The sequence below is a fragment of the Vibrio sp. Vb0349 genome (assembly GCF_033338975.1).
Window position 1 is genome coordinate 1 of the sequence record NZ_JAWOTS010000194.1, and the last position, 1,407, is coordinate 1,407.

Here is a 1,407-nt window from a genome sequence, read left to right on the forward strand (position 1 = left end):
GCCCGGCTTTACTCTCGTTGGGTTGCCGGAGACTACGGTAAAGGAATCCAAAGATCGTGTACGCAGTGCGATCATCAATTCAAATTTCCAGTTTCCAGCCAAGCGCATTACGGTCAATTTGGCCCCGGCGGATTTACCTAAAGAAGGCGGACGTTATGATTTACCTATCGCATTGGGTATTTTGGCAGCTTCAGAGCAAATCGCGACAGATAGGCTCAAAAACTACGAATTTGTTGGCGAATTAGCCCTGTCTGGAGGATTAAGACCTGTTAAAGGTGTGCTTCCTGCCGCGTTGGCTGCAAGCAAAGTAGGACGTCATTTGGTGGTGCCTCATGTCAATGGCGATCAAGCAGCGTTGGTGGGCAAAGAGCAACATAAGTCAGCGCAATCCTTACTTGAAGTGTGTGCGGAGTTATGTGGCCAGCATCGTCTCAATCTTTATCAAACTCCGAAGCGAAAAACGGTTGAAAAACATGGTCGAGATCTACAAGACATCATTGGCCAGCAACAAGGCAAGCGTGCTCTAGAAATTGCGGCGGCTGGAAACCACAACCTACTTTTCCTTGGTCCTCCTGGTACAGGAAAAACCATGCTGGCGTCGCGTTTATGCGACTTACTGCCGGAGATGAGCGACGAAGAAGCGATGGAAACGGCTTCAGTCGCATCACTGACGCAAAGTGAGATTAATGAGCACAACTGGAAGTCGCGTCCGTTTCGTGCGCCGCACCATTCCAGTTCGATGGCGGCATTAGTTGGTGGTGGCTCGGTGCCAAGACCGGGTGAGATTTCTTTGGCTCACAATGGGTTATTGTTCCTTGATGAAATGCCGGAGTTTGACCGTAAAGTGTTGGACTCGTTACGAGAACCATTGGAATCGGGTGAGATCATCATTTCGCGCGCACAAGGAAAAACGCGTTTTCCTGCTCGTTTTCAGCTGGTGGGCGCGTTGAATCCAAGCCCAACTGGCTATTACGAAGGGAATCAAGCTCGCACTAACCCTCAAGCTATTTTGCGTTACTTAGGTCGTTTATCGGGACCGCTTCTCGACCGTTTTGATATGTCGTTAGAAATTCCATCCTTACCGAAAGGCACGTTGGCGGAAGGTGGTGACCGAGGTGAACCCACGGAACTCGTCAAAGAGCGCGTCAGTCTTGCTCGCGAGAGCATGCTCAATCGAAACGGCAAAGTAAACGCACTACTCGGCAGCCGTGAAATTGAGGCATTTTGCCCGTTGCAAAAAAGCGATGCGGAATTTCTCGAAACTGCACTACATCGGCTGGGGTTATCGATTCGTGCCTATCATCGCATCATTAAAGTGGCCCGCACGATAGCGGATTTAGAAGGTGCTGAGCAGATTGAGCGGCCTCATCTGGCTGAAGCTTTGGGGTATCGCGCGATGGACCGATT

1 protein-coding gene is annotated in these 1,407 nt (G+C 50.4%); it reads left to right on the forward strand.

The window, feature by feature from the left end; all coding sequences use genetic code 11:
* Window positions 1-1,407: YifB family Mg chelatase-like AAA ATPase (locus R7Q47_RS24470; RefSeq protein ID WP_318089827.1), on the forward strand; the 1,407-nt coding region annotated here is incomplete at both ends.